The following is a 26641-nucleotide window of genomic DNA, read 5'->3' on the forward strand; positions in this document are numbered from 1 at the left end:
AAAAGTATAGGTAGGGTGGTACATCTGAATATTATGACCATGAGTCAAGCAATTTAGGTCTTTTAATCATCGCTCCACCTTCCCTTACAAATCCATACTTGGCGTACCAATTTGTTAATTCTTCTTGGTTGAACCAAACACCGCCCGCACCACCAGGGTCTGCAAAAAGGGATACTGGTAAATTTAATTTTTCACCATTTTTAATAATTTTACGAAGCAAATATGAACCCAAACCCTTAGCTTTATCTTGGTCACGGATAACCTGTAATTCATGTACCCATAAGCTTGTTTGTCCGCTTACATTTTCAATACTTGTAAAAGCAAAGGCGATACTTTTTTGATTTTCATTTCTTAGCTTCCATCGTTTATACAAAGAATAATTTATTTCAATTTCGCCTTGAGAGTCTTTTTTCTCTACTTTTTTGAGTGTGTACAGCAGATTAATGTGTAAATCTCGCACAAACCGCCTAATCTTGTACTCAACCTTGTTATCCATAGTAATTTTAGAAGGTAGGGCAAGACAACGCTTTTATTATCTCCAAGGCAGGATTGCGCTGCATTATATTGATTACCCTTGGTATTACAGCAGTCCAGTCCACATTAATAGCTACTTTAGATCATTTTTAGTAGTACTATAGTACTACTAAAATTTCCTTAGCTGACCTAATCTAAATCCCTACCTCAATAGCTTGTCATTACCAACATCTCCTGAAAGCCTTATATGGCAATAATCGCAGACTATCGCTTAATGGTTATAAACCAATTATATTTTCTCATTAAATTTGTATATTGAGAATAGTCTACGAGGAGATCAGGGTTCTAGAACGTCACTTTTTATGAGGTGCTGATTTTTGAAAAAATGTTGGTAATGACAAGACCTCAATAGTGGGGTTAATTTTGGCGTTGACAGGCAATTTTAATAGCAAAACTGATATCACCCTAAAAGCCATCTGTAATTAGCTGAGTCTTGTTTTAGGGTAGATGTTGTAGTGTCATGTCATGGGACAAAACACTCTAACCCCTACAGATGGATGCAGTTTGTTCTATTATTGGGTAGACAAGTCTAGTCAAGTCTAGTCATGAGCCGACCACAATTAAACATCAAATTTGATGGAGAAGGCGAGAAAGAACTACTTGAGGCTGTAAAGGCACGAGCGCAAGATGAGCGTATTTCTCTTAAAGAATTTGTGTTGGATGCGTTGAAGAATCGTCTAACAGTTCCTTTGCTTGTTCAATCTACCCAAGCTAAACCAACTATTAGCAAGGTAGAGGTGGATGAGTTGAAACGGCGTATAGCTAATAATCAGATAGGCTTAATGGGGGAAATTAGGAAAGACAGAGATCAGATTGCAACTCTTGCAGCAGCGATCGCTCTGATTGAATCGCGTCTGGATGTTCTTGATCCTCCAGGTGAAGATAGTCAGGCTAGACAGTCTAGACATGGATGCGAAGAAGACTGTGAACCAGGAAACAGAGCTTGGGACACCTGGGGAAGTGATGCTATTGAGTTCTTAGATACAGTCAGATGGGGTGATGCTGATGGGTGAAATTAACGATTTGCGATTTACTGCTACACCAGAAGACTTGGCCAGATGGGAGTGGTTTTTTAAGGAAATGGAGAAACGCGGACTGATAACCATTTTTGAAAAATCTAACCAGTATGCAAATCGTGGCGACTCGAAGCTAAAGCGGCAATATTTCAAAGTCAAACTAAATGTAGACAATTCTGAGTAGTACTTGTGTAGGCGTAGCCCGCACTTCTCTTCTTAGGCTGCGCCAACGACAAAGGCATCGCTTTTCTTGGTGTGTGCCTTTCCATATTGTTCTAGTAAAGCTTACTAGAACAATATGGGTTGGGTTTATGTTTATTCCTTGCTCTCATCATCGAAACTCCATAGCAGCACTTCAATTTCTCGCTGCAATGCCTCAATACGCCTACGGGTTGCTAACCCTTGTATTGCTACGTTGTATGCCAAGGTGTCAGGCTTCCCTAGATGCATGGTTTTAACCTTGCCGCTTTTCTGGTAGTCCTTGCCCTGGCTTAACCAGAACGCTTTTTGCTTGTCGTTCATCTTTGCCGGGAACACTGGGTAATGACTCCACAATTTCCAGTATTCATAGGAGCCGTAGAGTTTTTTCACTTTGTAAGTGCTGAGGTAGCAACCAGCTGGGGGTACAAATCCACTGCTCTCTAGTTCTCGTACCTCAGCCCGCAGCTGGTCAAGTCGTTGGCGGCGCTCTTGAGACTTGACCTTTCTAAATTCTTCTGCCTTATTTCTAATCTCGTTTCTGTAAGCAGCAGCAATATTTTCAGGCGCAGGCGTGGGCATCACAGCATCTCTGTACATAGCCCAAATTTCCAAGTTTACCTTTTGGAAATCGTGCCACCCGTCGATAGTTAAATCTTGAATCAGCTGTAGTTTGTAGCGCCAGTCATTAAGTGTTGGTTCCCAATACTCAATCATGGCTTGTTTTATACCTTCCAAGTTTTCAGGCTCATCTACTAACAACCACGCGATCCGAACATCGGACATCGCCGCGAGATGACTGTATTGACTATTGGCAATCCACTTTTGATTTAGATTGAGTGTGGAATCTATATACAGTATTTTGTTGTCTGCCTCTATGCAGAAGTAGACTGCTGGCACTGCTGGAAGTATCGCCCGATTTCCTAATGGGACAGATGGTAGTGAGAGAGGATCAATCCCACCTGGGGGCGGTGATAGTTGTGTTGTACTGTTCATCTCACAGTTGGTAGTAGACCAAATTATTCTAGTAAACTTTACTAGAACATTATAGGTGGAAATTCCTTATGCAATTGCTGCTTGGCTAGCTTCAGTTTCTATTTTCAATAAGAAATGAAGTAGCTATACAAAAATATGAAACACTTAATGATTTATGGTTTTCTCAAACGTTGTTTATTCTGAGTCATGTGAGAAAATTAGCTTGAGGATATTTGTTCATAAAACTGCGAACTGTCAAGATTAGCCAACTGGACAACTTATAAATCGCCATTTGGTCTAGCTGTTTCCAGATAAAGTCTTGTTAGGTTAACTCTTAAGGCAATCAGCTTTGAGTACCTATGGCTACCAAAACACTGACCAAACCTAAGCAAAGACAAAATTCTCAAAATCGCTCATGGGAAAACCTGACAGATCGCCGTAAACTCCGCCATATTGAAAACACATTGGATAAAGCGATCGCATCCTCAATTCAGGATGATTCTATCCAGTCCCACGAAGACTTTAAAGCCTATGTAGAAAACTACAGCCAGGAATCAGGTAAAGCCCCCATCACAGTAGAACTCTGTGTAGGAGGTGGAGATGATGACGAGATTAGAGGCTATCGCTTCTACCTCACTAATGATCCCAACCACAAAACCAGTGGCAAATACCTGATTAAAAACCTCGAAGGAATTACCAGCAAAGATGAAAACTACTTCACCCCTTCTAACATTGCTGAAATTTGCGGTTTTGCTGAAACAGAACTAGACGATCTCGATGATGAATTAGAAGATGACCTACTCGATTTAGATGAAGAAAAAGATGATATAAACGACGAACTAGACGACCTATTAAATGATGATTTCAACACTAAACTAGATGACCTAGATGACTTAGATGAAGAAGACGAGCTATCTGTTAGTCGTGTTAGCGCAGCCCAAACTAAGACTCAAGCCAAAACTTCAACTAAAACCCAAAGTAAGTCTCAGCCTAAAACACAACCTAAAACTCAAGACAGAGCTAATACCAATAAAACTGCTGCTAAAAACTCCAAATCCAGAGAACCTCTGGACGAAGCTTCGCGTTTAAGTGCCACAGCTGCTACCAATGGACGAGAAGTGAATGGGGTGAATTTAGCAGGATTAGCAGGACAACTGGCATCTTTGGGAATTGCTGTGGGACAAGGAGTTTTAGAACAGCTAGCAGCCGAAGCTGATTCCAAGCGGCTTGAACGAATTCTCAAAGAACTGCAACAGCAGAATGACCGCGTAGATAACATAGCCAGTCGCTTGCAAGAAGCAAAACCGGACTCACCAGAGTCTCAAAAGTCTCAAAAGTCTCAAGATTTTCAAACTGTATCTGAAGAGTCAGCCGCAGACAATCCACTGGCTGTAGCTGCTACCAAAATTGGCTCGAAAGTAGACAATCTTGGTTCGCAAATAGACCCCAAATACCAATCTCAACCATTTGAATTAAATAAGGATGCCAGCGTCAGCGAACAGCTTGACCAAATTGAAGCCTACCTGAAAGTTCTTTCCAAGCGACTTGACCGTTTAGAAATGGTAGTTAGCCGATTGGAAAAACAGATGGCAGCACCACAAAATAATTCTACTGTTGTTGAGTCAAAAACTGATGCAGATATTGTCCCACCTAACTCTGCTAATCAGCCACCAGCAGACGTTGATATTTTAGAACATCTGACGAAACGCCAAGCACAGCAACAACAAGCTGCCTGTGCTGATGCTTTAGTGGGGTTTGCCAAAGTTGCTGGTGAATTATTTGACCAATCTACCCAAGCAGGTATCGCCATTTCCAGTAACAAAACTTTATGGGTAGAAGCACAAGACAAACAGGTAGCGATCGCCTTAGAAAATACCCAAGGCGAAACACTTTTTGCTGGTACTCGCACTCAGGGACAGTGGGCGATCGCACAAGACAATCTCAGCCCTGATGAAAAAACGGGCATCTGCAAACTGCCACAGTCGAAAGAAGAATACGCCCTCAAAGCCAGTACCCAAGCATTAATTCAAAAATTTCAAGAACAACTACCTAAGCGATTTAACAGCAACGATGAACCGACATTCACCTGGACTGAAAAGGGCAAAGTCAAATACGAGTTTGAAGTAGTGAAACTGCCCAATGGTACACGGCTACTTCAAGGATTTAACCCTAACCGTAACGATGAACAAGTACTTGATGCCGTTTTAGTACCAGGGCAACCTCCGGAGATTTTGCAGTGTAGCATCCCCCTGCGTGAGATAGAAACGCTACTGGACAATCAGCAATCAACTCGCTCTACCCAAGCCCAGACTGATAAAGATACTGCAAGGCAACGCCAGAAACAAACTCAAAGAAAAGCCAGCAAACCAGAAATGCAAGTTTAATTCTACAAACGAGAAGAGAAAAATGAACAACACAAAATCTCACATTTCTCAGTTAAAACTGCTGTCATCTCGGAAATTTTCAACCAACTTGAGACACCTGAAAATCAACCGCATAGACTTACTTTTCATTTTCCTATGTCTTGCGATTGGAATTTATTTGTTAGCTACCAAACCCATATTCGTCACTATTTTGGGATGTGCCACCATTGTTTTCTTGAGTATTGGGTACGTAATTCGGACAGTACCAATTCTAGAAAAGTATTTAGGTAGAAAAATTCGCTTTTGGCATATTGTTGCCGCCATTATCACTGTTACCGCATTACTCGATACCTTTACAACTCCAGCCCAAGCTATTTTCTTAAGCGGGTTGGAAAGCTTCTTCAACAATCTAGCTCAACAAAGTTCCCAAGCAGGAGGCGGTTCAACTAGCACTTTGGATACAAACGTTGTTGGTTTGACATTCAACCTCATCCGAGGTGCATTCTTGCTGCTGGTTGCTGCTGCTTCTCTATTTGCCTATAACCAAGCACAGCAAGGTAACGACTGGCGGCCGATTGTTACTCAAGTTGGTCTAGCGTTCTCCATCGTAATTGCCATTGATGTCATCACTTTCATATTTGTCGGTAATGGCACAGGAACAACAGCCATAAACTAAACCCAACTTGAATTTTATACCCACTAAATAAGAATTCAGAAGTCAGAAAATATTCGTCAGAATTCATCAGTGGGGGATGAGCGCGGAAAGTCGCAACGGCAGCCCCCGCAGTTGGTATCTGTTAACTACTCAGTAGCGTCACTTTCCTCTTGGACTCGCCACTATGAAACTTGACCACTCAATAAACTGTCGCACCTACAATTTGCACTTTTTGTCAACCGTAACCCTTGATATATCGAGAATGTTTTGGAAAAGTAAAGACGCGACAGCTTATGCAGATTTAGTGTAGTGTTTCACCATTCATCTACCACTTCTACAGAATTCAGCATGACTTCTGACTCATGACTCCTGAATTATTTCTTGTTAAATAGGGCTGTCAAAGATGGCAGATTCATAACATATTGTTCAGAAAATTTAGGCGGTGTCAGTTATTGAGAAATTTTGGAAAAGTTGAAAAATCCTGCTAATAGTTCCTCAAAGCAACTTTGAGAGGTTCATGACAAGAAGAAAAGTCTTATTCTCTCCCTTATCTTCACTTGTCACTTCTTGGTTGACAGACTATTAATGCAGCACCAGAGAATTACACAAATATGGCACAAGACAATCGAGAATTCATCAAAGTCAATCGGATTCTAGGCAAGCAAGCCAGCATTGGGCCAATTCCGGCTGAACAGCTACTTCCTTGGATTGCCATCATTGTAGTTTGCTATGTTCTCACCAATGGTTTACTCAGTTTGGGTATGGGTTGGTTCTTTGCCACCTCCTTCTGGCTAATTATCAGTTGGTGGATTCTCACAGGCAAACAGCCCCATCAGTTTTTAGATCGATGGCGTAATCCACCGGGAACAGAGTGGTGCAATAGTAACAGCATTTACATCTCACCGATTCCCGAATATCGACCTTGGTGGGTGCGTCGGCGTTATGCAGACTCGCAAGTGCAAATCCGATTCAAGCCACTGATTGTACCGAATCAATATGGAGGCAAAAGTAAGCTCATGCCCTTCCAAAATGAGGTAAACATCTGCTGTATTGCAGAAATTAAGAAAGATGATCGTGAAGTGGCTGCCCTCTTATTAGATAAAGGCAACTCTCAGTATCAACTCGTGTTTGGGTTTCGCATCGCTGGACTGCATGACATACTACATGAAAATGAGGTCAGCGAATTTGCCCGCTCTATCGAAGAGGGTTTGAAAGAACTACCCCCTGGTGAAAAAATTACCTTTTGTACAGGCTGTTATAGTGATGATACCGAATCGTATCCCCTACGGACAGGCTCTGCCAAGGAAGTACCCCAGAAACGCCAAACCCCACTAACTGCCTTAGCAGACGATTGCCACTTGAAACCAGTTTCTGTGCTGCTTCGCAACGAGCAATTGCGGGTGGAACAACTCAAGGAAGCAGGTTCTCGCCAAATCTGGAGCCAAATCGCCTTCTGTACTTGGACGAGCGATGATGAAGCTGGTTCACAGCAAAAGGATTTTGTGGGTGGACTGATTGAAAAATGCAGAAAATTTGGCTCTTGGGCAGTTGAATTGATTACAGGGAACAAACGCATTTACCAAGAGGAGTTTTTCAAAAAGCTCTTACTGCAAGGGTTTCAGCAAGGATTTATCCAGTGGGAATTGCTGCTCAATACCAAAATTGGCTTAGAAGTAACACCTTGCAATGCTACAGATTTGTGGCAGTGGCTTTGGAATCGATTTAATGAGGGTGCAGCACCTCCTATTCCCCAAGTCATTACACTGAAGGAAACTGAGACGGGACTGGAGTTAACAGAAACCCTAACCACCGACAAGCACATTTGTACATTACTAATTGAAGGACAACAGGGACGTTCTGCTTGTCCCGAACATCGGGGAGATCATGACCGAGTTTACCTGACTGGTAAAAGCAAGGTTTGTGGAGTCGTGGTCGTAACAGATCCCCCTGTAGGCTGGTCTAATGCCCAAGAACAGCTAAAGTGGGTCTGGAAAATCCTTGCTTCCAGCTACGTCCACGATACAGAAGCTTGGATTGAAATTAGCCGCAGCAATGACTTCTTCATCCAAGACAACCTGGCGCGTCAGGCAAAACAATCCAAAACAGCCCGTACTTTAGCCATAACCAAAGGACAAGGACGGGACGTTGGAGCGGAAATCAAACAGGAGGAATCTTTTGAAGCCCAACGACGACTTTATGAAGGGACAAAAGCGTTGCACTGTGCGCCTGTATTTCTAGTTTATCGTCACAGTGCCCAAGAGTTAACCCACGCTTGCAACTTATTGGCTAACAGTTTTGAGACTGCCAAAGTCATTCGAGAGCGTAATATTGCTTGGGAAATTTGGCTGCAAACTCTGCCGATTACCTGCAAATGGTTGCTGCACGGAGGTAATCTCAGCGAACGCAGAATAACTTTAGATACCCATACTGTGGCTGGAATCATGCCCCTAACTGTCCCCAAGGACATCGATAAACAAGGTGTGGAATTCCTTACCAGTCGTGGTGGCAAGCCTATTTATGTAGATTTATTTCACCAACAGATTGGACGCGCTCTAATTACAGGTACTTCCGGCTCAGGAAAGAGCGTTTTGGGATGGCGCTTTGCTCTAGAGGCATTAGCTAACAATATTCCCGTTGTTGGTATGGACATCTCTGCCAGTGGCAATAGCACCTTCAAGACGGCAATTGAGCTTTTGGGCGAGCAAGGAGCATATTACGATATTTCCAGTGGCAGCAGTAACCTACTGGAACCGCCAGATTTGCGACGGTTCGACAAGTCAGAACGGGAACGGCGCATGGAATCTTGGAAGGACTTTATTCGCAAAGCGTTAACAGCGATCGCAATGGGTAAAGTCAAAAATCCTCATCTAGCTCAACGGGTTGATGCCTTGCTAGTCAAAGCTTTGGACGTATTTCTAAAAGACCCAGAAATTATTACTCGCTACAACCGAGCCTTTGAGATGGGCTGGCTTTCACCAGAATGGCAGCAGATACCCACACTACCAGATTTCGTTAAGTTCTGTACCAGAGAGCGCCTTAATCTCAGATCCTTTGAAGAGATTGACCGACAGGCACTTAACCAAATCCAAAATCAGGTTAGTGCTTTACTCGCATCTAGGTTGGGAAAAGCGATCGCTCGTCCCAGCACTTTTTCCCCATTACCGGCGATTAAATTCTTTGCCCTCAGTGGATTGAGTAACGAACAGGATGCTTACTTGATGGCAATTAACGCCCATAGCGCCTGTATCCGTAACGCTCTATCCCATCCTAAGAGTTTGTTTATTGGCGATGAGCTTTCCGTATTATTACGTAAAGATGGCTTTGCCCAGATTATAGGCGAAACCTGTGCCACGGGAAGGAAAGAAGGCATTGCTGTTCTGCTGCTGTCCCAAGACCCGGATACCATTTGCGAGTGTTCAACAGGCGCTCAAATTATGCAGAACATGACCTACCGGATTACCGGACGTATTACCAGTAGCGGCGTTGCTTCTTTCCAACAGTATCTGGGCTATCCCATCAATATTATCAGTCAGAATGCAACTGAAGCATTTTTGCCCCGTACCAGCGACCTTTATTCCTGTTGGCTAGTAGAAACAGGTGGTAGATTCTGGCGTACCCGCTTTTACCCTGGCGAAATGATGCTGGCCAGTGTTGCCAATAACCAGGATGAACGGGAAGCACGAGAACGAGTGATGGCTCAGTATCCAGATACCGCTAAAGGCAACCTGTTAGGACTGAGAGCGTTTACTGATGCTTACATTCCTGCTTTGAAGGAAAACAGAGGCTTTAAGCATATTGGCAAAGAGATAGATCAAACCCCAGTATTGCGCGATTGGTTACGCCCAGCCGTAACTCCTGCGGACAGGCCCTACCAAAGCGGAGCATCTCTGCAACAAGAAAACGATCGCCAAGAGAGTAACGATGGCCAACAGGCTCAAGAACGCCTGATTGCAAGTTGATATATCTAAAAACTGCATTAAGGAAGGTGAATCATGAAATCTAAACTTACCTTTATCAGATTGATGGCACTAATTCTAATTTTTGAACTTGGTTCTATCGCCAGTCCAGCCCTTGCTCGTACTCAAGACAACGGTCGAGATCCAGTAGCTGCTGCTGTTAGTAACAAAACTACTGGTAGTAGTATTTTCACCTCAGACACAGCATCTCAAATCAGTGATTTTGTGGGTGATGTCAAAAATTTTGCTCAAAATGACCTATTTAATCCTCTTGGCAATCTGCTCAATTCTGCCTTGGGTGCAATTCAAATTCCAGATTTAAACAAAGTTTTGGCAGGAATTATGAACGGTTCTGCCAACAATGACCCTGGTGCCGTGCTGTCTGAAACTTTGGAGAACAAAACCAATGGTCAAAGCTCTTATGGTATCCGTGAAGACCTTGGTAAATACGCTACTAGAACAGTTGCCACAGAGATCGCTAATCAGGCTACTTTGAGCCAAACAGCCCAAAGTCAGATGGCTCAAATTAAGCAAGCTACTCAACAAGATACTCAAGAAAACGTAAGCTTGGGTGAGGAATCCCAAAGTTTAGATGTCACCCAACAGATTTTGCAAAACCTATCCCAACAGACTGCCCTTAGCAGTCGCGTCAACGAGCGGATGCTTCAAGAAGCTCAACAAGCACGCATTGACAGGGCATTAAGTAACACCCTAACCGCTCAAACAGCCAAGGAACTTTCAGCCATCAATACTGCCGATCGCCGTAAGAGTGTTGCCGCAGGCAATGCTGCCACTCAACAGGCGGGGTTATTGATCATGCCTGGTGGTATTACCCTTGGTTCTGACAAGCAGTAGCTACCAATTGGAATCTTAGAGCTAGTACCGCCGTGAATTCAAAAGTCAAAAAGCTGATTAATCAACCTTTTTAGCTATTTCCTAGCAAGTTTTAAGAGTAGGGCTATGGTTGGTTTATTTATGTCGTGCTGTACTAGCTCTAAGTAATTAATTAGACATTGTAAATCAATTACAACTTACGCAAAACCTTCCATTTCTTCGTGTCTTCCCTTCTCTACGAGAGGCTGCGCCAACGGGACGCTCCGCAAACTCATTTCTTATCCGTAAGTCCTGTCAATTTTAGCTGCGATCGCTAACGCTTTCGACACTCATGATCCACATTATTGCTCAATCATTTCCAGTAACAGGCGGAGAATCCGATGCCCTAGAAATTATCTCCAGTTCTTTAGAACTTTCTCGCGCCACAGTTGAGTCGTGGAATACCGTCTGGCTAGTTACTTTAGATCCGCTCGGTTCAGCATTATGGATTGGCTTGATTAAATTGGGCATCACCTTGGGAGCCGCCAGCATCTTATTTGTGGCGCTAACCACTGGCAAGGAAATCATTGAAAAACAATCATGGTCAGAACTGGCATCAATCTTTGTTTGGCCCATCGTGATTATGATTTTCTTGGGGGCCAACGGCAATATGCTGGCGAAGACAATTACTGTTATCCGAGGCTTTGCTTACAACCAAGTGCAAAGCGTTCTTCAGCTTCAAGTTGGTGAACTAACATTTCGAGATGCTATTACCAATGTGGCAATTAGCAGTATCGCTAGACAACAGCTAGAAAACCTCTATAGCGAATGTCAAGGAAAAGTCGGTACAGAGTTAGTTGAATGCTGGAACTCAAAGCAAGCCCAGGCACAGGCAATTGTTACCAAAGCTGAAGAGCAAGCTAAATCTCCACTCCAACCACTACGAGATTTTGGTAGTTTTCTCTGGAATAGAACTTTGCCTGGTCAAATCGGTACTGCTGTTCAGTTTGCCAATGATCCAGGTAGTGTGTTTCGAGATACTGCCATCCCCATTATTCGTTTTATCCTGTATGCCCTGCAATGGGGCTTTGTAAACATCTTGGAAGCTGCTCTGCTGCTGACGGCATTATTTGCACCGATCGCAGTTGGTTTATCTTTGCTGCCATTACAAGGTCGTCCTATTTGGGCGTGGCTGACAGGGTTTATTTCCTTGTTTGGTGTTCAACTTGGTTACAACATTTTAGTAGGTTTAGCAGCCGTCGTGCTGGTGAAGTCGGGTGCTGAATTAGCATCTGATGTAGCATTTTTATGTTTCCTAAGCATCTTTGCACCAGTTTTGGCGGTATTGATAGCTGGAGGTGGGGGAATGGCAATCTATAACGGTATTTCTGCCAATGTCAAAGGCTTAATCGATATTTTTAGCAGTGCCATTGGAACTGCAACCAGTATTGCTTTACTCCGCAGGGGGTAATACCAATTTTGGATTTTAGATTTTGGATTTTGCGGAAAGTCTGTAGCAAGATCCCGCAGGGTGCGCCGACTTGCACCTCTCCGTTAGCGCAGCGTAAAGACTGCGGCATAACTTCTCTACGAGACGCTTGCAGCTTGCTTAAGAGCAGGGGTACGTTTAGAGCGACGGAGGAGCGTCACTTTTCAAGACAGTCAATCACGGGAAAATCCCACAATCAAGGGATGAAAATCCTTATTCCCCTATTCCCTATTCCCTATTTTCAAGCTAAACGGTCATGTGATGAATCACACAACGAGGACATGAAAATTAACCTACCCTCGTTCCCAGTCCCCAGTCCCCAGTCCCTACTCCCCAGTCCCTATTTTCAAGCTAAAAATCATAACTTTCCAAGACGAATTAAAAACCTTTAACACAAGGCTGTTCGGTGGATTTTCAAATAATACTACCTATGCCAATTTGGTATGACTCTACAAATTAAACGACTTCAAGCTCCATTACTTCCAGAAGCCAAAAACCTCCTGGCTGTTTGCTTTATCTGCCTAACTGCATTTAACTGTCTGATATTTTTGTTGACTCTATTCACCGCTTTCAGGGTCAATAAAATTGCCGATCGCAAGACGACCTTTGCCCAGTTAGTAAATGGCGAGACAATCTACATTTCCGAGCAAGACCGTAACTGGCGTTATCCAGCTGTAATTCAAAAAGTAGTTAGTGACTGGACAACCCTAACATTTAACTGGGATGACAAACTCACTGGCACTAATCAACCAGACCAAGGCATTCAAGTTGGTAGAAATGGGCGGATTCCCACAAATACTTGGTTTGCTTCCTTGCTGCTAGAACCGGAATTTGCCAAAGCTTCTCTACCGAAGATCGCCGAATTAGTTCCTACTAGCTTCTTTTCAGGTCAGCTGCGTAGCACCACTATTATTTCCTATTTGTCAGAACCGAGAGCAGTACGACCTGGGGAATGGGAAATAGACATGATTGCTACCCGTATCTTAGTTGACCGTACTACTGGTAGAGATGAGCGGATTTCTTTTAACCGCACATTTACCGTCCAAGCAGTGGAGATTCCCCGATCTCCTTTGGGTAAAGATGCCCCCCTGGTAGAACAGAAAATTTATGAAGTGCGATCGTCTGGACTGCAAATTACCAAGATGGTTGAGTTCAATTCTCAGCAACGACGCTAAAGGAAAAAGGTAGAATTATGACCAATTCAAATCAAAACCATGAATTTGACTACCTAAATGAAAACTCTGGTGATTCTTCGCCGGAATTCAACAGTACTAACGGCAATCATCGCTCTAACCAAGCCACTTTGGTTGCTGATGATGATATCAGCCCTGAAGAGGAGCAGTTGTTGGCAGGTTATAACCCTACCGCAAATCACCTCATTTCCGAAGAATATCGCTTGAAACAAGATGCAGAAGGAGCAGTAGAGCGACCGTTAGCAGAAAAACCTAGTGTTCGACTAGGTTCAGTAGTTGGCTTAGTGGGAATCGTTATTGGCTCTGTAGCACTGATCTGGTTTGGATTTCTCCAACCGAAACCTCCTGTTAAACAAGTAGTTCAAACTCCTACTACATCTCCAAAAGGCGAACCAGTTTTGGATGAATCTGCCGAACTGAAAAGCAGATTAGCCTTTCAAGACCAACGGCAACAACTCAAAGTGGAACCTGTTGCGGCTAAATCCCCAAGTCCAACCCTACAAAATAAATCCAAACCAACGCCATCTCGACCTCCTCAGACTTTTTCACCGCGCACAACTCCTACATCACGCATAACACCAATAACTCCTGTAAGACTTTCTCAACCTGCGCCCCCAGTAGTGCGGTATATTTCTCCAAATCCTGTCAATTATCAAGCTTCAACACCAATACGACAGCCTGAAAGTAATGTCGATCCTTTCCAAAAGTGGAACCAACTAGCTAGCCTGGGACAGTCGCAAATCGGTAACTCTAAAGCAGCTGAAACTCAGTCAGAAGTTGCTGTGAACACTCAAACTCCAACAGGCTTGAAACCAACAGCTAGGACATCCATTTCCACACCTGAAGACCCTGGTATTCAAACAGTTTTAATTGGCTCCAAAAGCACTGACAGTAAAACTGATAACTTGACTCCAGGAATGGTAGGTATCCTCAATCGCACCCCTGTAGCTACAACCAATCTCAATGTCAATGAAACTAAAGAGGTAGCACTGGGTACATCTGCCCCAGGTAGAATTGTCATGCCGATGATTTGGGATCAGGGAGGGAATAATCCCAGCGATCGCTTTGCTATCGAATTAACTAAACCTCTCACAGCCACAGACGGCACGGTGGCACTCCCAGCTGGTACTGTTTTAGTAACGAAAACAGTGGCAGTAGGTAAAAAGAATAACTTAGTATCTGCTAGTGCGATCGCGCTTATTTACCCTGACTCCCAAGGCACAGTCAAACAGGAAACCATTCCCGCTGAGACTCTATTAATTCGCGGTCGAGGACAAAAACCGTTAATTGCTAAAAAGCTGAATGATGTGGGGACAGATATTGCCCAACAAGATTTATTAGTTGGATTACTTAGTAGTTTGGGTAAGGTGGGAAGCATAGTAAATCAGCCCCGCACTCAATCTAGCACTGTTGTTTCTAGTGGCACTTTTAACCAAAGTACTATTACTAGTAACTCTAATCCTCAGATTTGGGCGGCGGCGCTAGAAGGCTTTTTTAGTCCAGTCAGTGAACGTCTGTCTAGACGCTCTGACCAAGCAGTACAGGAATTACTACAACGTCCAAATATCCAGTTTTTACCTGAAGGTACAGAAGTCTCGGTTGTCGTCAATAGTTTTTTGAAAGTTGAACGATGATACCAATTTGGTGCGGGTAGTCAGCAATTTAAAATTCGGCGTTGCATAAATGCGGGATGAATTGGCGGTTGAAACCATTGAAAATTCCTGACAAATTCGACGAAATCATCCCCTGATTCACCAATGCTTAAAATTCAAACAAATTGGAATCAATTCATATACAGCATCCTGGCTATTGAATAGATACAAACTGAACGTTCTACAACTTAATATTTGAGATTACTGGAACAGCCTATAAGTCAAAACTTCTAGTCCAAAATTAAAAATTGGTATGAAACTATTTGCCACTCTTGTTATTACTAGTACCACAATACTATTTGGGGTGACGATACCTGTTGTACAGGCACAAACTCCTGCATATCGCTTGATTGAACGGGATACAGCTGCAAGCAGTAGGATTCAGGTTCAAGTTACTCCAGGACGTGCTACGCCCATTAGCTTCACTCAAACCGACGAGGCGATCGCCTACATTTTGGTAGCAGATCCTTCACAACTGGTCTACACCACAGATACAGATTTAAAAAGCGGACGCGCCACAACCATCTTTCTGAGGGCAATCCAACCGCTAAAGTTTCCAGGCGCTACCACCACTGCCATTACTAACTTACTTGTCCAAACTGTAGACAAAACGGGACAAAAACGACTCTACAACTTCGATATCGTTTCAATGCGTAGAAACACTGAGTATATTGGTATTCATATTGCAAATGCGATCGTCGTACCCCTAGGGGGAAGCAAGCTACGCATAGCGGACACACCAGAAGACGTTGCCGTACCCCTAGGGGGAAGCAAGCTACGCGCAGTCTCCGGCAGTGCGCGTAGACGCAGAGCGGCTTCTGAAAGTAGCGCAATCGCCGGACAGCAGACACTATTGATAGATAAAAATCGCAGAGCGAGAGTAGATGATATTGAAACCGGGCTGAGAATTGCTATAAATCGGGGTTACACCAACACAAGCGATCCAGTTGTTCCTAAAGTGCAGCAAGTTTTAGACCTGTTGCGAAATAGCAGAGTAACAATCCCAGAAGCAGCTAAATCTGTTGGTGTTCCAGTTAAGGTTATTTCTGAATTAGGAAGAATCGCCTTAAATGACCGCCTACTCAAACTAGGACAGCAACGCTAGAGGTGATGCACTGGTTAAAATAGAAAGGAATTGACATTTGATCAAGTTTTTAACACCTCAATGATCTTGTCCACGAGTTCCATTGGCTCAATTGGCTTGGTAATAAAAAGTTGAAACCCTGCTTCTAAAATACGTTGCTCATTTTTGGCTCCAGCAAATGCGGTGAGAGCGATCGCCTTCGGCATAACTTCGTTTACCGCAGGAATTTGTCCCCCTTGCTCTATACTGCGGGAGCGAACCTGATGAATTAAGGTAAAGCCATCCTCATCTGGCATACTGATATCACTAATCAGTAGAGCGGGCGATGTTTGGGTTGGGCTACGCCTACGCTGTTCTAAAACTGCCAATGCTTCTCTTACTGATGCTGCCACTAATACATCTGCCCCGGCGCTCTGAAGAACAGTCTGCATTAACATCCGAGCATCTGCATCGTCATCTACAACCAGAATGCACAAGTTCTGCAATTGGGCAATTTCTTTATTCCCATGCAGCAATTCTCCAAGGAATAGTTCATCATTGCTTAACTGCGTTGTCATTGTCACGATAGGTAGTCTCACCGTGAATGTCGAACCCTTGCCGAATCCTGCACTGGCTGCTGTGATATTGCCATTGTGGAGTTCTACAATTGTGAGAGCGATCGCTAGTCCTAACCCTAATCCACCAGCAGAACGAGTAGTGGAAGCATCACGCTGACTAAACCGTTCAAAGACGAATGGTATAAACTCTGCTTCTATGCCCCTCCCTCGATCAATAACAGTAATCTGAGCTTGAGACTCAACTTGTTCCAACCTCACCTCTACACTTTCATTCTTGGAACTAAACTTGATTGCATTTGAAAGCAAATTCCAAACCACCTGTTGTAAACGAATGGCATCACCTAAAACCTTGGACACAACAGCATCAAGATGTAACTGAATTTGAATGCCCTTTGTTTCGGCTGACAATCGAATAGTATCTGCTGCTGACCGAATTACACTTGCTAGGTCAACAGGTTCGATTTCCAAATTCATCTCGCCCTTCTGCATCCTAGCCAGATCCAACAAATCGTCAATTAAGCGAACTTGGAGACGGGCATTCCGCTCAATCGTTTCCAGTCCCTCAACTTTTAGTGCTTCATCCATCTCAGATTCAGTTAGCAATAGTTGCGCCCAGCCGTGGAGATTATGCATGGGAGTACGTAACTCATGAGACAAGACAGCGACGAATTCATCCTTTACTCGATTTATTTCTGCCAGTTCCTCAGTCTTTTGTCTCAGTTCTTCTTCTACACGCTTTTGTTCAGTGATATCAATGCCGATTAAAAATGCGGCTCTGTTCTGGTCATATTTTTGAGCCACAATTAAATAACTACGATCTGCGCTTATGGATTTCAACTCATATAATGCTTCAGATTCATCTCCAGCAAAGAAATTTTGCACGAACTCACGAAACCCATTACCACTAGCTAAAAAACCAATATCCTGACCAACAAAAGCTTCAGGAGACAAATTAAAACTATCAGCTAAGTGCTTGTTGACACCTAGATAGCACAAATCGGAACTGACCCAAGATACAATTCCAGGTACAGCTTCCAGTACAGTCTGCAACTGATCTCTAGCAGCTTGCAATTTTCTTTCTGCCTGGTTGCGCTGGGTAATATCTAGAAATATACTTACACACCCCCGCACTTTTCCATCTTCATCAAATAAAGGGGCAGCATACTGCGACAGGTTAATTCTCACACCATCATCACGAACCACCTCAATCTCAGAATCCAGTATTTCCACACCATGAGTGGTAGCATATTGCATAGCTAGTTCTTCTGGAGCTAGTTCTCTGCCTGACTGGTAAACTTTAAAGTTAGTTGGACGTTCATCATTAGGAGCGCTGAGAGAGGCATTTGCGTCAATAGGTATGCCAAGCAGTTTAGCAAGAGCCGGATTAGCTCGAATAGTTCGGCATTCTGGATCTTCTGCAATGCCAATGCCAGTTGGAATCACCTCTAACAAAGTTTGTAGTTCTTTAACTCGTCGATTTAAAGCTTGGTTTAACTTGATAATTTTTGCTTCTGCTTGTTTGCGGTTCGTAACGTTTTGGAAGATTGCCAAGCCAGTCAGAATTTTGCTATTTTCATCTTTAACTGGAAAAGTTTGTATTAGATAAACTTGATTGTTATAAGGAATTTCAATACACATTGGAGTACCCTGTAAGGTACTACGGTAAACTGGTTCTATCAGTTCGTAAGTCTCAGGGAGAACAGTTTCGTGCAGCGTTTTACCTTGAAACTCTTCTTTTGCTAAACCAAAAATTTGCAGTTCTGTACCCTCAGCACCCATAAAGCGCATATCTCGATCAAAGAGAAAAACTACTCCATTGGGTAGATTTTGGGTTAATGTTCGGTATAGTTCCTCACCTTGTCGAAGTGAACGCTGACTCTGTAATAAATCTTTTAGATTAATTTGGGCTTCTGTTTTATCAGAATCTGACTGCTGTTTGCTTGACTGAAAGTTAGCAGTTAGCGCACTGATTAATAGACCCTCGATAACAAATAATACAAATTCCAAACTATTGAGAGTAGAAGATGGGTTTGTAAAAAAGTAATGACTAGCTAAAGCAGCCAAAAACAATGATGTCAATCCTGAAATGATACTACCGTACCAAGTACTTATAGCGATCGCAATCAGCCACAAGCTGAAAGAACTTGTGATTCCAGTTAGATGCTCTAGTCCCAGCTTTACTAGCAAAGTTACTCCCACACTGAAAAATGCAATCCTGTAGGGCAGGTATTTTTGTTTGATAAATAACATAGAGATGGGAGCAACACTCCAAAGTGAGGCCGGATAAAAAACGAGCGATGTCTAAGGCGGGCCACGCCTACGCTAAAAACTATTTTCAGTATATTAGAGTATTCGGTATATTAAAACACGTATTGCTGCGTAGTAAGATTTACTAGTGACTCCTTGGCTAGCACACTTGCCGCCCTGCACTCGATTAATCATGATGCAGCAGTCAAGGCTGGTGTCAGGGTGCTACAGCCAGCTGAGGTTCGGCAGTCTCTCGCCCATAATATGGAGCAAGCAAAACACCTACTCAATATCTCGGAGACGATCTGGTAGAGGTAGCATAACTGGTTAGACGATGACACGTACTGGCCTGTACATTCTGCACTCATCCACGGTGACTTACACCCAGGACACATCTTGGTTGACCAGAACTACCGAGTGACTGGACTACTGGATTGGACAGAAGCCTCGGTTGCCAACCCAGCAACAGACTTCGCTCTTTACTACGCCATTTTTGGTGAATCCGCACTCTCTCATCTACTTCAGCAGTACCAACAGTCTGGGGGTCAAGTTTGGCCTCGAATGCACGATCACATCGTCGAATTGTATTGTGCCTACACTGTCATGATTGCAATGTTCGTACTGCGAACAGGTGAAGAATCTTACATAGAACTAGCACAGATGATGCTGTCCACACATGAACAGCAAATGGCTGGTTTGGGATATTGATTGCTGATGATGCCGAATGGATATGGAAACATATTCCTCAAACCAGAAGGAGTATTGTTTTTCGGAGAAGTAAAACCAACAGCTATCGCTGCATTGAGTGGATCAATTAATGGAATTAGCTCCCGCGATGATGATCCAAACACTTCCTACTTTCGCTGCAACAAGTTCTTTTCCATTTCAACTCACCCAACAGCAGCAAAAAGCTTTAGATGCAATGTGGACATTTATACAGCCAACTGTGATGGCTGCTTTATTTCTGCTGGTTGGCTATGCGGGAACCGGCAAGTCAACTATTGTATTCCAACTAGTTAAAGTTCTTGTCGCTGCGGGTAAGCGAGTTGTACTGACTGCACCCACTAATAAAGCTGTAGGTGTGCTGCAACGCATGGCGGCAGAAAATGGCGTAACTGGGGTAGAATTCTTCACCATTCACCAGTTGTTAGGACTGGGTATGGTAACTAGAGGTAAAGAGAAAGTACTTGATCAAACAGGGCCTTCTTACATCAATCTATTTGATGTTGTCTTTATTGATGAATGTTCCATGATTGGCAAACAACTCTGGCGCTGGATTGAGGATGTTGCTAACCAATCATCCACCTGGACAAAAATCAAAATTATTCTCATGGGCGACCCAGCACAGTTAAATCCAGTTAATGAAGGAAAATCTCCTAGTTTTCAAGTGCCAGATAAAGCAGTTTTGACTCAAGTTGTGCGTCAAGGAACTGGTAGCCCTTTGTTAGAGTTTGTCACTGCTTCTCGCTATGCAGTCACCAAGAGCAAGTTTCCTTTTGAGCCTTATGCCAAATATCTGCCTGATAAAAGTAATGGGGCGCTGATGGTTAAACGTCAAACTTTGCTGCGTTATGCCTGCAAAAAGATGAAGAGAGAATTTGCTCAAAACCCAGATTGTTTCCGAATTTTATCCTGGACTAATACTCAAGTTGACTTTTACAATCATCAGATTCGCACACATTTATATGGTGAAAATATCAATCGCTTTATTCCTGGAGAGAGATTAATCACCAGAGATCCTGTGATGGCTCCTGATGGTAAAACTACGATTCTTTCTACATCTACAGAGTTTACTGTTTTAGATGTCTTTGGGGATCGTTACAACAACTATGATACTTGGAGGTTAAAGGTAGAGACAGATGAAGGGATTGTGCGTCAAATCTATGTTCTGCATGAAGATGAGCAAAAACAATTTGATCAAGAAACCAAACGCTTACTTAAAAGTGCCAAGCGTAATCCCTTTCTGTGGAAGCAGTACTACAAACATTCAGAGCAGTTTGCCAACATCAGAAACTGCTTTGCATTAACTGTTCACAATAGCCAAGGTAGCACTTTCTTAGAAGCGGGTATTGATGGTAAAGATTTGAGTAAGCGACTTTATCCAGAACGAGGAGATGACAGTAAGGCAGTCCTGGCAAAGATTAGAGAGTTTAATCGTTTGTACTATGTTTCTAGCTCACGGGCTAGACAACGGATATTAGTTATCCGGTGACAATGGTGTATAGGAATCTCGACCCTATCAAACGGAAATAGAGGCTGAAAAAGCTTACCTTATATAAGGTTTAGCTTTTTACTTCTCTGTTTTAGCCAAACAGGGGAAGAGATATTTCCGCGATCGCACATCCTCATATCTGCGTTGATTCGGCGACTTGCACCCGAAGATAGCAGGCTCAATTTTTCCATTTTACCAACTTTCGGTAATTGGAGATCCGGTAAGGTATCCAGTGTAGACATATGACGAAACTCGATGCAGCAAAGGTTAGCGTTACCGCCAGTATCCCCGATTCTTATCGTTTTACCAACATTCGGTTATTTGTTGGTATGCGATTTTAAAGATTTACTCAATCTCTTCACTAAAAAATTTATATAAAATTGCGCGCAATTACCTCAACACAATTTGGAGCGTTTTAAGAAAAAACGCGAAGCTAGAAGATAGACAAGTAGTACTGCATCTAGAGCCTGTTCAAATCGTGCAAATTCTCGTCCGTGATAGCGCGTGTCCCAGTAGCTAATTGGGCTATGAAAGCGGATGCTCCACTCCAAAGGGAAAAACAACAGTGGCCCATCATTGGCATGAGTGAAGATGTCTACAACAGTATGGAATAGACATGCTAATAGAAACCAGAATAACCAGCGCTCGCGTGACCCAATGTTTCGTCTGCGTCGCCAGACTAATCCTAAGCCAAGCAGAAGCAGCACGGGGGCATGTAGCAGATTATGGAGTGCTATCCAAGCAGGGTTATGAAAGTACAGTTGGTCAAACAACAGATGAGAAGTGTTTCCTAAACTCCAACCCAAAATGAAGTGATAGTAAACAACCCCGCTGATAGATAAAACCCAAAGGGGTATATCAGGAGCTACAGAACCAAGCAGAAACGCACTTTTAACAATTGGTACTCGCACTAAAGCCTTATCTAGAGCCGCTGTCATGAGAAAGTGGGAGGGGGTGTTCATGTAACTAGCCTATTTAACTCTGGCTTGTGTTCATCTCTAAGGCAATGCTTGCTACCTCAATCATTTGTTTTGCTGCTTTCTCCTTGCGTTCGCTATAACGATCAGTTAGGTAGTCCACCTTGTCTCGTAGCAACAAGGTGAACTTGTAAAGTTCTTCCATGACATCCACGACGCGATCGCGGTAGGGCGAATCTTTCATAGTGCCGTCCTCATTGAACTCAAGGTAGGCTTTGGCAACGGAGGATTGATTGGGGATAGTGAACATCCGCATCCAGCGTCCAAGAATTCTTAATGTGTTGACGGCGTTAAAAGACTGTGACCCACCGCTCACCTGCATCACAGCCAAAGTCCTACCTTGAGTTGGGCGCATCGCTCCCATGCTGAGGGGAATCCAATCGATCTGGTTTTTCATAATGCCAGAAATCTGACCGTGCAGCTCTGGGCTAGACCAGACCTGCCCTTCCGACCACAGGCTTAATTCGCGCAATTCCTGTACTTTTGGGTGAGTGTCAGGTACGCTGCCATAAATTGGAAGTTCACGCGCATCAAAAAACTTCACCTCTGCCCCAAATTCTTCAATAATGCGTGCTGCTTCCTCAGCCAAGAGGCGGCTATAGGAACGCTCACGCAGGGAACCATACAAAAACAAAATTCTGGGGGGATGGTCAAATGTCGTCATAGAGATGTCAGGATACAGATTAATAGCTAGGACAAATAAGCGTAGAGCTATAGACTAAAAACAGCTAGGTTATTGGCAGCACGCCTTCTTGTTGACTTCAACAGGTTTGATATCTCGCACTTGTGAGTCAGCCAAAACTTTATAAATCTCCCAAGGTGCGCCATCTGGGTCATGCACCCACACTTTATCTTGAAGGGCATAGCAACAAGTCACTTGTTCCTCTGGCCGAGTTTCTAGTCCAAGTTGTTGCAGGCGATCGCCTGCGGTTAAAACTTCATCTGCTGTCTCAACCTCCACACCCAAATGATTTAAAGTGCCAGCGCCCTCTGTATTCTCAATTAGTACTAGTTTTAGAGGAGGCTGGGCGATCGCAAAGTTGGCGTAACCTGGGCGGCGTTTTGCAGGTTCAGTACCAAAAAGCTTGCTATAGAAATCAACCGCAGCATCGATATCACTAACATTCAAAGCAAGTTGAACACGAGACATAGCAGTTCTCCTTAAATCGATACTCATCAATATTTATGAGTATCTATATATTGCCAAACTATATTGATGAGTGTCAATATATAAATATGAATTCTTCAATCTCTACTTCAACGTGTTGTCCTTTCCTGCTGCAAGAGGTGTTGCAGCCGGATGAAGCAGCTCAGATTGCTGCGTTATTTCGAGTCCTGGGTGAATCCGCTCGTTTACAGTTGCTCAGTTTTATTGCGGTTCAACCTGCACAAGAAGCTTGCGTTTGCCAGTTGATAGAGCCACTTGGTTTATCACAACCTACTGTGAGCCATCATCTGAAGGTATTGTATGAAGCAGGCTTGCTCCAAAAGGAACGACGTGGGACTTGGATTTACTATCGCTTAGTACCAGAACGGTTCGAGATATTGCAGAAGGTACTAACTCTTCCAAAATCAAAACAAGTTTGAAAGTAGTATTCCATACTGGTCATTAGTCATGAGATTTGGCTTTGTGAAAAACTCGAAACGCAGAGACATTCAAGATTATCCCTAGCATGACTTTTAGTACTGCTGCTGGAACAACCCCGACAAGCATTCCCCCAACGACGGCTCCAATCACCGAACCTGCTCCCATAGGAACAACAGTATTGCTTAAAGCTGCGCGGTCTGTAAAGGCCCCTCGACTGGCATATTTAATAACGCCCACTAGCACAGTTGGTAAGCTGACCAAGAGACTGGCTGTACCCGCTGTTTTTATATCTGCACCAAAAGCAAAAACAAGCGTTGGGATAATTATTTCACCGCCTGCAACCCCAAGAAGACTGCTTACCAGCCCAATTGCTAATCCAAATACAATACCTGCTCCAATGCGCCAGCCTAAAGTAGGAGGTAGAAGGGCTGGTATTTGTTGAGGAAGAAAGCCTTCGACTAATAGGGCAACGCCAATTAATACCAATAGCACTAGGATGATTCTCTCAAGCTGATCATTTGAGAGTCTTCCCGCCATTGCCACCCCAAAAAAGGCAGTGATAACCGCTCCGAAAATTAAGGACAAGACCGCAGGTAACAACGGAATCACCAGGTTAAAGGAGAGCGTACTGCCCCTAATTGCCAGGGATGCAGCAATTGTCACCAAGCTAACAGCTAGGTTCAAGGGTACAGCTTGCCGTGCTGAATAACCCAAAATTCCGGCCAGAACTGGCAGCCGAAACTCTGCACCTCCCAAGCCGATCAGTCCTCCTAACACCCCAATCGGCACAGCGTAAAGAAAGGATAATCTCAAACGACGCACTTGTTGTAACGAAGTGACTGTTGGCTCTAATGCAGACGAAGAGTTATTCTTTTTCATCAACTTTCTGGCTTTTAGTGTTTAATAATACAGCTTTACTGAGATTGAGTCTAGTACAGCTGGCTCATTGAGCAACAAAAGCTAAATTATGATTAAACATGATTGAGCATTCAAGAAATTTTTCAGAGACTACCCCTTTAGCATGGATGTCTATGTTAGGAAGTACTTCAATGGTAATTGCCTTATCCTTGTGCTAACTCTCTGAGAAACGTGGTTTGGGCTTCTCGCAACTCAACATCAGGATTGGCATTCAAAATCTTCTGCATTGCGTCGTCGTAAGACGAACCAGTATTAATCAAGTAGGAAGCTAAGATTGTTCCTGTGCGCCGTCTGCCACTAGTGCAATGAACTGCAACACCGTTGCCAAGAGCATTTTGACTGTTAATAAAGTTTTGTAAGTTCTGAAGCTGTTCCTGACTGGGTGCGGTGCCTCCTTTAATAGGCACCCAAAGGTAAGGAATGTCTGCCTGTTGATACAAATCTAAATTAGATGGGTCATCCATGACGGAGACGATCGCATGAATACCAGCCGCCTGTAATTCGGTTAACTCCTCTGCCATAGGCTTACGCACACCAGCCAGTTTTCCTGGAATCACCCACCACAGGTTTTCTCTTATCGGTTGAATTGGTTCTTGCTCCATTGGTTCGAGCCTGTGTTTCATCCCAGTATTACAATCTCTATCCAGCAGGCGTAAGTTCTTCTTTGAGGGACTCAATTAGTTGAGTCACCCGTTCTTTAATTTCATCGCGCACTCTGGGGAAAATTTCAGGTTTTTCTGCTGGATCATCTAACTGCCAGTCTTCAAATACTTCCCGCACGACCCACTCTGGTGGCAAATTCACCCCACAGCCACACAGAGAAATTACTACATCAAAATCTTCGGCTTTAAAGTCACTCAGAGGTTTGGAGTGTTGATCGGTAATGTCAATGCCAATTTCTTTCATGGTAGCGATCGCCTCTGGTCTGACAACACTTGCTTCTAATCCAGAGCTGATTACTTCAATCTTTCCCTTACCAAGGGTTTTAGCAAAGCCTTCTGCCATTTGGGAACGGGCAGAATTCTTTTTGCAGACAAACATCACACGTTTCATTATTCAACTCCTCTGTAATAATGGGACTAAATTTATAGGGTTCTCGATTCAGCTGGTGCGAAATAACGCTTCTGAAGCCAGAAGGCAACATTAACAAGACCAATTAGTACAGGCACTTCCACTAGGGGGCCAACGACAGCTGCAAAAGCCGCACCCGAATTAATACCGAACACTGCAATTGCTACTGCGATCGCTAACTCAAAATTATTACCTGCGGCTGTAAATGCTACACTTGCGGCTCTCGAATAGTCCGTCTTAATTCGCCACGCCATGTAAAAGCTGACCAAAAACATGACGACGAAGTAAATAATCATTGGAATTGCAATCTTAACCACATCCAAGGGAATTTGAACAATCAAATTTCCTTTCAAGCTGAACATGACCACGATTGTAAATAGCAGAGCAATCAATGTGATGGGACTAATTTTGGGAACAAATTCCTCATGATACCAAGGCTTACTTTTTACCTTTACTAAGAAGAAACGAGTGAAAAATCCGGCTAAAAAGGGAATACCGAGATAGATGAACACACTCTGGGCAATCTCAGCAATACTTACGTTAACGACACTGCCTTGTAATCCAAATATTGGGGGCAGCACACTGATGAAAAACCATGCATAAGGACTGTAGAAGATAACTTGAAAAATGCTGTTAAAGGCAACTAATCCAGCTGTGTACTCTGTATTGCCTCGTGCTAGGTCACTCCATACAACTACCATTGCAATACAGCGGGCTAATCCAATCAAAATCAATCCCGTCATGTATTCTGGGTAACCACGTAAGAAGGTAGCTGCCAGAGCAAACATCAGAATTGGCCCGATGATCCAATTTTGAATTAGAGACAGACCGAGAATTTTCCCGTTGCGAAATACATCCCCTAACTCTTCGTATCGCACCTTGGCTAAGGGTGGATACATCATCAGGATTAACCCGATGGCAATTGGTATATTGGTCGTTCCCACCTGGAACTGATTGATAAACGCTTCAACTCCAGGAAAAAAATATCCCAAACAGACCCCGATAGCCATTGCTAAAAAAATCCACAAGGTCAAGAATCGGTCAAGAAAGGAAAGGCGTTTTGAAGTCTTTTTGTTCATCATAGGGTTCGCACAGTTTGCATTCTAAAGTTTGATAATGAACAAGTTGATTGCTTGGGATGGG

23 protein-coding genes and 1 pseudogene are annotated in these 26641 nt (G+C 43.5%); 13 read left to right on the forward strand and 11 right to left on the reverse strand.

Features of this window, described 5'->3' with window-relative positions; all coding sequences use genetic code 11:
* Positions 1-31 precede the first annotated feature (31 nt).
* A complete protein-coding gene (locus AACW45_RS16895) occupies positions 32-496 on the reverse strand; it encodes a hypothetical protein (protein WP_190633683.1) in 465 nt (154 codons plus the stop codon).
* A gap of 583 nt (positions 497-1079) precedes the next feature.
* Here AACW45_RS16895 and AACW45_RS16900 point away from each other — a divergent pair.
* Both AACW45_RS16900 and AACW45_RS16905 read left to right on the forward strand, forming a co-directional pair.
* A complete protein-coding gene (locus AACW45_RS16900) occupies positions 1080-1547 on the forward strand; it encodes a hypothetical protein (protein WP_190633684.1) in 468 nt (155 codons plus the stop codon).
* On the forward strand, positions 1540-1734 hold the full coding sequence (locus AACW45_RS16905; RefSeq protein WP_199331162.1) for a hypothetical protein: 195 nt from the start codon (positions 1540-1542) through the stop codon (positions 1732-1734). Before AACW45_RS16900 ends, AACW45_RS16905 begins: the two co-directional genes overlap by 8 nt.
* 131 nt (positions 1735-1865) lie before the next feature.
* Here the strand turns inward: AACW45_RS16905 and AACW45_RS16910 are convergent, their stop codons facing one another.
* Entirely contained in the window at positions 1866-2744 is an 879-nt protein-coding gene (locus AACW45_RS16910) for a hypothetical protein (RefSeq protein WP_190692830.1), read from the reverse strand.
* 338 nt (positions 2745-3082) lie between these two features.
* Here AACW45_RS16910 and AACW45_RS16915 point away from each other — a divergent pair, with 338 nt between their 5' ends.
* The 8 genes from AACW45_RS16915 (at position 3083) to AACW45_RS16950 (ending at position 15949) form a co-directional block, all read left to right on the forward strand.
* Positions 3083-5107, forward strand: a complete 2025-nt coding sequence (locus tag AACW45_RS16915; protein WP_190633686.1) for a hypothetical protein — start codon at positions 3083-3085, stop codon at positions 5105-5107.
* Between the two features lie 22 nt (positions 5108-5129).
* Positions 5130-5762, forward strand: a complete 633-nt coding sequence (locus AACW45_RS16920; RefSeq protein WP_190633687.1) for a hypothetical protein — start codon at positions 5130-5132, stop codon at positions 5760-5762.
* A gap of 590 nt (positions 5763-6352) precedes the next feature.
* Positions 6353-9700: a hypothetical protein gene (locus AACW45_RS16925; protein WP_242045697.1), complete on the forward strand. Its 3348-nt coding sequence runs from the start codon at positions 6353-6355 to the stop codon at positions 9698-9700.
* A gap of 33 nt (positions 9701-9733) precedes the next feature.
* The gene (locus tag AACW45_RS16930) at positions 9734-10552 is read left to right on the forward strand and encodes a hypothetical protein (protein ID WP_190633688.1); all 819 of its coding nucleotides are present in this window, start codon (positions 9734-9736) and stop codon (positions 10550-10552) included.
* 310 nt (positions 10553-10862) lie between these two features.
* Complete coding sequence (locus tag AACW45_RS16935; protein WP_179075923.1) at positions 10863-11981, forward strand: hypothetical protein; 1119 nt, start codon at positions 10863-10865, stop codon at positions 11979-11981.
* A gap of 461 nt (positions 11982-12442) precedes the next feature.
* The gene (locus tag AACW45_RS16940) at positions 12443-13174 is read left to right on the forward strand and encodes a hypothetical protein (RefSeq protein WP_190633689.1); all 732 of its coding nucleotides are present in this window, start codon (positions 12443-12445) and stop codon (positions 13172-13174) included.
* 17 nt (positions 13175-13191) lie between these two features.
* Positions 13192-14826, forward strand: a complete 1635-nt coding sequence (locus AACW45_RS16945) for a TrbI/VirB10 family protein (protein WP_190633690.1) — start codon at positions 13192-13194, stop codon at positions 14824-14826.
* A gap of 271 nt (positions 14827-15097) precedes the next feature.
* Positions 15098-15949: a hypothetical protein gene (locus AACW45_RS16950; RefSeq protein ID WP_242045698.1), complete on the forward strand. Its 852-nt coding sequence runs from the start codon at positions 15098-15100 to the stop codon at positions 15947-15949.
* A 41-nt stretch (positions 15950-15990) separates the two neighbouring features.
* On the opposite strand, the gene AACW45_RS16955 is transcribed toward AACW45_RS16950, so the two are convergent.
* Positions 15991-18735, reverse strand: a complete 2745-nt coding sequence (locus AACW45_RS16955; RefSeq protein WP_277880407.1) for a hybrid sensor histidine kinase/response regulator — start codon at positions 18733-18735, stop codon at positions 15991-15993.
* 345 nt (positions 18736-19080) lie between these two features.
* Here AACW45_RS16955 and AACW45_RS16960 point away from each other — a divergent pair.
* Together AACW45_RS16960 and AACW45_RS16965 are read left to right on the forward strand one after the other, a co-directional pair.
* Positions 19081-19440: pseudogene (locus AACW45_RS16960) on the forward strand (phosphotransferase); the annotation flags it as partial.
* A 109-nt stretch (positions 19441-19549) separates the two neighbouring features.
* The gene (locus AACW45_RS16965; protein ID WP_242045700.1) at positions 19550-20944 is read left to right on the forward strand and encodes an ATP-dependent DNA helicase; all 1395 of its coding nucleotides are present in this window, start codon (positions 19550-19552) and stop codon (positions 20942-20944) included.
* Positions 20945-21003: 59 nt separating this feature from the next.
* Here AACW45_RS16965 and AACW45_RS16970 read toward each other — a convergent pair whose 3' ends face one another.
* From AACW45_RS16970 to AACW45_RS16985, 4 genes are all read right to left on the reverse strand, one after another.
* Complete coding sequence (locus tag AACW45_RS16970; protein WP_190633692.1) at positions 21004-21186, reverse strand: hypothetical protein; 183 nt, start codon at positions 21184-21186, stop codon at positions 21004-21006.
* Positions 21187-21339: 153 nt separating this feature from the next.
* Positions 21340-21906 carry a metal-dependent hydrolase gene (locus AACW45_RS16975; protein WP_277880408.1) on the reverse strand — a complete coding sequence of 189 codons (567 nt, stop codon included), beginning with the start codon at positions 21904-21906 and terminating at the stop codon, positions 21340-21342.
* A 13-nt stretch (positions 21907-21919) separates the two neighbouring features.
* Positions 21920-22585, reverse strand: coding sequence for an arsenical resistance protein ArsH (arsH, locus tag AACW45_RS16980; protein WP_190633694.1), 666 nt, complete (start codon positions 22583-22585; stop codon positions 21920-21922).
* A gap of 69 nt (positions 22586-22654) precedes the next feature.
* Complete coding sequence (locus AACW45_RS16985; protein WP_190633695.1) at positions 22655-23071, reverse strand: ArsI/CadI family heavy metal resistance metalloenzyme; 417 nt, start codon at positions 23069-23071, stop codon at positions 22655-22657.
* A 35-nt stretch (positions 23072-23106) separates the two neighbouring features.
* Between AACW45_RS16985 and AACW45_RS16990 the strand changes: the two genes are divergently transcribed.
* On the forward strand, positions 23107-23508 hold the full coding sequence (locus tag AACW45_RS16990; protein ID WP_242045701.1) for an ArsR/SmtB family transcription factor: 402 nt from the start codon (positions 23107-23109) through the stop codon (positions 23506-23508).
* A 22-nt stretch (positions 23509-23530) separates the two neighbouring features.
* On the opposite strand, the gene AACW45_RS16995 is transcribed toward AACW45_RS16990, so the two are convergent.
* The 4 genes from AACW45_RS16995 to arsB all read right to left on the reverse strand — a co-directional run bounded on the left by AACW45_RS16995 (position 23531) and on the right by arsB (position 26580).
* On the reverse strand, positions 23531-24388 hold the full coding sequence (locus tag AACW45_RS16995; protein ID WP_190633696.1) for a sulfite exporter TauE/SafE family protein: 858 nt from the start codon (positions 24386-24388) through the stop codon (positions 23531-23533).
* A gap of 182 nt (positions 24389-24570) precedes the next feature.
* Positions 24571-25029, reverse strand: a complete 459-nt coding sequence (locus tag AACW45_RS17000) for a phosphatase domain-containing putative toxin (RefSeq protein WP_190633697.1) — start codon at positions 25027-25029, stop codon at positions 24571-24573.
* A gap of 37 nt (positions 25030-25066) precedes the next feature.
* Entirely contained in the window at positions 25067-25480 is a 414-nt protein-coding gene (gene arsC, locus AACW45_RS17005; protein ID WP_190633698.1) for an arsenate reductase, glutathione/glutaredoxin type, read from the reverse strand.
* Between the two features lie 32 nt (positions 25481-25512).
* The gene (gene arsB, locus AACW45_RS17010) at positions 25513-26580 is read right to left on the reverse strand and encodes an ACR3 family arsenite efflux transporter (protein ID WP_277880409.1); all 1068 of its coding nucleotides are present in this window, start codon (positions 26578-26580) and stop codon (positions 25513-25515) included.
* Positions 26581-26641: the final 61 nt, after the last annotated feature.

It is taken from the genome of Calothrix sp. FACHB-168, assembly GCF_963889195.1.
Classification (GTDB): domain Bacteria; phylum Cyanobacteriota; class Cyanobacteriia; order Cyanobacteriales; family Nostocaceae; genus Aulosira; species Aulosira anomala_A.

What these genes read in the sequence shown, in the direction of transcription:
- AACW45_RS16895 (WP_190633683.1), bottom strand. Translation starts at nt 496, where the DNA reads ATGGATAACAAGGTTGAGTACAAGATTAGGCGGTTTGTGCGAGATTTA.
- AACW45_RS16900 (WP_190633684.1), top strand. Translation starts at nt 1,080, where the DNA reads ATGAGCCGACCACAATTAAACATCAAATTTGATGGAGAAGGCGAGAAA.
- AACW45_RS16905 (WP_199331162.1), top strand. Translation starts at nt 1,540, where the DNA reads ATGGGTGAAATTAACGATTTGCGATTTACTGCTACACCAGAAGACTTG.
- AACW45_RS16910 (WP_190692830.1), bottom strand. Translation starts at nt 2,744, where the DNA reads ATGAACAGTACAACACAACTATCACCGCCCCCAGGTGGGATTGATCCT.
- AACW45_RS16915 (WP_190633686.1), top strand. Translation starts at nt 3,083, where the DNA reads ATGGCTACCAAAACACTGACCAAACCTAAGCAAAGACAAAATTCTCAA.
- AACW45_RS16920 (WP_190633687.1), top strand. Translation starts at nt 5,130, where the DNA reads ATGAACAACACAAAATCTCACATTTCTCAGTTAAAACTGCTGTCATCT.
- AACW45_RS16925 (WP_242045697.1), top strand. Translation starts at nt 6,353, where the DNA reads ATGGCACAAGACAATCGAGAATTCATCAAAGTCAATCGGATTCTAGGC.
- AACW45_RS16930 (WP_190633688.1), top strand. Translation starts at nt 9,734, where the DNA reads ATGAAATCTAAACTTACCTTTATCAGATTGATGGCACTAATTCTAATT.
- AACW45_RS16935 (WP_179075923.1), top strand. Translation starts at nt 10,863, where the DNA reads ATGATCCACATTATTGCTCAATCATTTCCAGTAACAGGCGGAGAATCC.
- AACW45_RS16940 (WP_190633689.1), top strand. Translation starts at nt 12,443, where the DNA reads ATGACTCTACAAATTAAACGACTTCAAGCTCCATTACTTCCAGAAGCC.
- AACW45_RS16945 (WP_190633690.1), top strand. Translation starts at nt 13,192, where the DNA reads ATGACCAATTCAAATCAAAACCATGAATTTGACTACCTAAATGAAAAC.
- AACW45_RS16950 (WP_242045698.1), top strand. Translation starts at nt 15,098, where the DNA reads ATGAAACTATTTGCCACTCTTGTTATTACTAGTACCACAATACTATTT.
- AACW45_RS16955 (WP_277880407.1), bottom strand. Translation starts at nt 18,735, where the DNA reads ATGTTATTTATCAAACAAAAATACCTGCCCTACAGGATTGCATTTTTC.
- AACW45_RS16965 (WP_242045700.1), top strand. Translation starts at nt 19,550, where the DNA reads ATGGAATTAGCTCCCGCGATGATGATCCAAACACTTCCTACTTTCGCT.
- AACW45_RS16970 (WP_190633692.1), bottom strand. Translation starts at nt 21,186, where the DNA reads ATGTCTACACTGGATACCTTACCGGATCTCCAATTACCGAAAGTTGGT.
- AACW45_RS16975 (WP_277880408.1), bottom strand. Translation starts at nt 21,906, where the DNA reads ATGAACACCCCCTCCCACTTTCTCATGACAGCGGCTCTAGATAAGGCT.
- arsH (WP_190633694.1), bottom strand. Translation starts at nt 22,585, where the DNA reads ATGACGACATTTGACCATCCCCCCAGAATTTTGTTTTTGTATGGTTCC.
- AACW45_RS16985 (WP_190633695.1), bottom strand. Translation starts at nt 23,071, where the DNA reads ATGTCTCGTGTTCAACTTGCTTTGAATGTTAGTGATATCGATGCTGCG.
- AACW45_RS16990 (WP_242045701.1), top strand. Translation starts at nt 23,107, where the DNA reads ATGAGTATCTATATATTGCCAAACTATATTGATGAGTGTCAATATATA.
- AACW45_RS16995 (WP_190633696.1), bottom strand. Translation starts at nt 24,388, where the DNA reads ATGAAAAAGAATAACTCTTCGTCTGCATTAGAGCCAACAGTCACTTCG.
- AACW45_RS17000 (WP_190633697.1), bottom strand. Translation starts at nt 25,029, where the DNA reads ATGGAGCAAGAACCAATTCAACCGATAAGAGAAAACCTGTGGTGGGTG.
- arsC (WP_190633698.1), bottom strand. Translation starts at nt 25,480, where the DNA reads ATGAAACGTGTGATGTTTGTCTGCAAAAAGAATTCTGCCCGTTCCCAA.
- arsB (WP_277880409.1), bottom strand. Translation starts at nt 26,580, where the DNA reads ATGATGAACAAAAAGACTTCAAAACGCCTTTCCTTTCTTGACCGATTC.